Source organism: Ramlibacter sp., from assembly GCF_035706265.1.
Lineage (GTDB): Bacteria > Pseudomonadota > Gammaproteobacteria > Burkholderiales > Burkholderiaceae_C > Ramlibacter.
Map to the genome: position 1 here is coordinate 1 of NZ_DASSVG010000076.1, position 4003 is coordinate 4003.

The 4003-nt window shown below is 71.1% G+C and carries 3 protein-coding genes; 1 reads left to right on the plus strand and 2 read right to left on the minus strand.

The window, feature by feature from the left end; translation table 11 throughout:
* Both VFM98_RS02875 and VFM98_RS02880 read right to left on the minus strand, forming a co-directional pair.
* On the minus strand, positions 1 to 1541 hold a 1541-nt coding region (locus VFM98_RS02875; RefSeq protein ID WP_325108389.1), incomplete at its 3' end, for a methyl-accepting chemotaxis protein.
* A gap of 94 nt (positions 1542 to 1635) precedes the next feature.
* On the minus strand, positions 1636 to 3240 hold the full coding sequence (locus tag VFM98_RS02880) for a methyl-accepting chemotaxis protein (protein ID WP_325108390.1): 1605 nt from the start codon (positions 3238 to 3240) through the stop codon (positions 1636 to 1638).
* Positions 3241 to 3431: 191 nt separating this feature from the next.
* On the opposite strand from VFM98_RS02880, the gene VFM98_RS02885 reads away from it, so the two are divergent.
* Positions 3432 to 4003, plus strand: a 572-nt coding sequence (locus VFM98_RS02885) for an MFS transporter (protein ID WP_325108391.1), incomplete at its 3' end; no start/stop codon positions are given.

Below are 4003 nucleotides of genomic sequence, written 5' to 3' on the forward strand. Positions count from 1 at the left end.
CGCAGGCGGAAGCGCGAGGCGATGTCCAGCAGCTGCGCCGCCTGGTCGTTCATGGTCTCGGTGGCGCGCGCGGCGTGTTCCACCATCGCCGCGTTCTGCTGCACCACCTGCTCCATCTGGGTGACGGCGCTGGTGACCTGCGCGATCCCCTGGCTCTGCTCCTGGCTGGCCGAGGCGATCTCCGCGATGAGCGTGCTGACCTGCTGGACGGAACCGACGATCTCCTGCATCGTCGCGCCCGCGGCATCCACCAGCTTGGTGCCCGCGTCGACCTTGCCCACCGAGTCGCCGATCAGCGCCTTGATCTCCTTGGCCGCGCCGGCGCTGCGCTGGGCCAGGCTGCGCACCTCCGCCGCCACCACGGCGAAGCCGCGGCCCTGCTCGCCGGCGCGCGCGGCTTCCACCGCGGCGTTGAGGGCGAGGATGTTGGTCTGGAACGCGATGCCGTCGATCACGCCGATGATGTCCGCGATGCGGCGGGAGGATTCGGCGATGCCGGTCATGGTCTGCACGACATCGCCCACCACCTGTCCTCCGTGCACCGCCACCTCCGAAGCGCGGGCGGCGAGCTGGTTCGCTTCGCGCGCATGGTCGGCGTTCTGGTTGACGGTGGCGGTGAGTTCCTCCATGGAGCCGGCCGTTTCCTCCAGCGTGCTCGCCTGTTCCTCGGTGCGCTGCGAGAGGTCCGTGTTGGCCTGCGCGATCTGCTCGCTCGATTCGGCCACGGTCCGCGCGCCTTCGACCACCTCCGCCACCAGCGCCTTCAGGTTGCGCTGCATGGTGGCGAGCGACGCCAGCAGTTGCCCGACCTCGTCGCGCGAACGCGCTTCGACGCGCTGGCTCAGGTCGCCGCGGGCGACCGTTTCCACCGCCGCCACGGCGCCCTGCAGCGGCCGGGTGATGGAGCGCGCGAGCAGCCAGGACAGGAGGCCGGCCAGCACGAGCGCCAGCGATCCGAACGTGTAGAGCGCCAGCGCCTGCTGCTTCTGGCTTTGCAGGAAGCCGGCCTGCGCCTGCTCGACCAGCTGGTCCTGCAACTCGATCAGCCTGGCCATCGCGCCGTTGGTGGCGGCACCGGCCGGCGTGAGGGCCTCGGCGCGGAACTTCACCGCCTCCTCGGCCTGGTCGGCCATGACCAGCTCGAACCAGCGCAGCCGCGCATCCGAATACTTGCCGAAGGCGCCCACCAGTTCCTTGCGCAGGCCGTCCTCCGCCGCCGTGAGTGCGCCCACCTTGGCGGTGTCGTAGACGGCCATGGCCTGCTCGAACTGCTTGCGGGTCGGCCCGGAGCGCTCGACGATCTGCCGGCGCGACGCCGCATCGGTGACGGCGATGAACTGGGCGACGTCCCACCGCAGGGACCAGACCGCAGCGTTCGCGGCCGCGAGCGCGCTGGTGCGCTCGTGCCGGTCGACGGTCTGCCGCATCTGATCGGAAGTGCGCTCGATGTTCAGCGCCGACAGGGCCAGGACGGCGACGAGTCCCAGCAGGACGAGCGCGAAGCCGATGGCCATGCGCGTGCCGATTTTCAGGTTGGACAACATGGATTTCCTCTCTCGTGCCGGGAGGTTCGCCGATGGAGCCGGATGTCGCTTGTGCGACGTCAAGAGGCTCTGCGGCGGCGCGCCGCAGGCGTCAGGCTGGCTGAAGCCTGTGTTGCACCAGCGCACGGGCCGGCGTGGCGTTCTCCGCTTGCGCCTCGCCGATGCGGAAGCGGCTCACCGAGTGCAGCAGCGCGGCGGCCTGCTCCTTCATGGCCTCGGTGGCGGCCGAGGCCTCTTCCACCAGGCTCGCGTTCTGCTGCACCACCTGGTCCATCTGCGAAACGGCGGTGGTCACCTGCGAGATGCCCTGGCTCTGCTCCTGGCTCGCCGCGGCGATCTCGGCCACCAGGGCCGTCACCTTCTGCACCGCCGCCACGATCTCCTGCATGGTGGCGCCGGCCTCGTCGACCAGCCGCGTGCCCGCCACCACCTGCTCCACCGAGCCGCCGATCAAGGCCTTGATCTCCTTGGCCGCGCCGGCGCTGCGCTGCGCCAGCGCCCGCACTTCCGCCGCCACGACGGCGAAGCCGCGCCCCTGCTCGCCGGCGCGCGCGGCCTCCACCGCCGCATTGAGCGCCAGGATGTTGGTCTGGAAGGCGATGCCGTCGATCACGCCGATGATGTCCGCGATCTTGCGCGAGGACTCGGAGATGCCCTCCATGGTGCGCACCACGTTGCCCACGGCCTGGCCGCCGCGGGTGGCGACCTCGGAGGCGCCGGCGGCCAGCGTGCTCGCCTGTTGCGCGTTCTGCGCGTTCTGGTTCACGGTGGCCGTGAGCTGCTCCATCGAGCTGGCGGTCTCCTCCAGGGTGCTGGCCTGTTCCTCGGTGCGCTGCGAGAGGTCGAGGTTGCCCTGCGCGATCTGCGCGCTGGTGTCGGCGACCGCCTGCGCGCCGCCCACCACCTCGCCCACCAGGGCGCGCAGGTTGCCCTGCATCGTCTGCAGGGCGGCGAGCAGCTGCCCCACCTCGTCGCGCGAGCGCACCTGGATCGGGCGCGTCAGGTCGCCGCGGGCGACGGCCTGGATGGAAACCACCGCCTCGTGCAGCGGCCGCGTGATGGAACGCGTGAGCAGCAGGATCACCGCTGCCGCGGCGGCGAGTGCGATCACGCCCACCGCGTGGATGAACCAGCGCGAGCGATTCAGCTCCAGGACGTAGTAGTCGTCGGCCTTCAACACCTCGCGGTCCTTCATGTCGCTCAGTTTCTCCAGCGCCGCCAGCGCCTGGGCGGCGGCGGGCTGCAGGCGCTCGGCGGAGAGCGCCAGGACCTCTTCGGTGCGGCCGGCTTCGAGCGCCCCGAACCAGGGCTCGCGGACGGCGCTCAGGCGATCGAAGGCCGCCCGCAGTTCGCCCAGCAGCGCGGCTTCGTCGGTGGCCAGGTCGGCGGCCTGCTGGTAGTTGAACATCGCGGCGTCGAACTGCTTGCGCGTGAGCGCGGCACGCGCGGAGGCCTGCTCGCGGGCGGCCGCGTCCGGCGCGGCCAGTGCCTGCGCCAGGTGGGCGCGCAGGGCCCATACCGCGCCGTTGGCCTGCGCCAGCGCGCCGGTCTGGTCGTGGCGCATGGTGACGTCGTTGCTGAGGCCTTTCGCATGCTCGATGTTGATGGCGGCCAGCGCCCACACGGCAAGGAAGGCGGCCAATACGGCGGCGAACCCGAGTCCGAGGCGGGGGCCGATCTTGAGTCTGGAGAACATCACGAACCTTTCGCGCGGAGCGGGCCCGGCGGCCGTCTCCCATGGCCGGAAGGATGCTGGTCGTAACCAGATGTGCAAATGCGCTGGATCAAGAAGGCTTTTCATCGGCGCGCGGGCGGTGGCGCGGGCGCGACCGGCGGTCCTGCGCGGCTGCCGGCACAATGCGCGTCCATGCCATTGCCTGCCTCGCCATGAACCCGGGTCCCGGGCATGACCGCCGCCTCGTCCTCTGGCTCTCGCTGGCCCAGTTGATCACCTGGGGCAGCGTCTTCTACACCTTCGCCGTGCTGCTCGCGCCCGTGGAGCGCGAACTCGGGCTCACCCGCGCGCAGTCGTCGCTCGCCTTCAGCCTCGCGCTGCTGGCCGAAGGCTTGTTCTCCTATCCGGTGGGCCGCTGGATCGACCGCGGGCACGAACGGGCGGTGATGACCGGCGGCTCGCTGCTGGCGATCGCCGGCCTGGTGCTGCACTCGCGGGTGCATTCCGCCGCGGGTTTCTATGCCGCGTGGTTCGTGCTCGGGGCGGCGCTGGCCGCGACGCTCTATACGCCCGTGTTCGCGGTGGTCACGCGCCGCTTCCCGCTGGACTTCCGCCGCGCCATCATCACCTTGACCTTCCTGGGCGGGCTGGCCAGCAGCGTGTTCATTCCGCTGTCGGCGTGGCTGATCGCGGTGCTGGGGTGGCGGCCGGCGCTGCTGGCGCTGGCGGCCATCCACCTGCTGGTGTGCGTGCCGATCCACTTCCTGTGCCTGCGCGGGGCGCC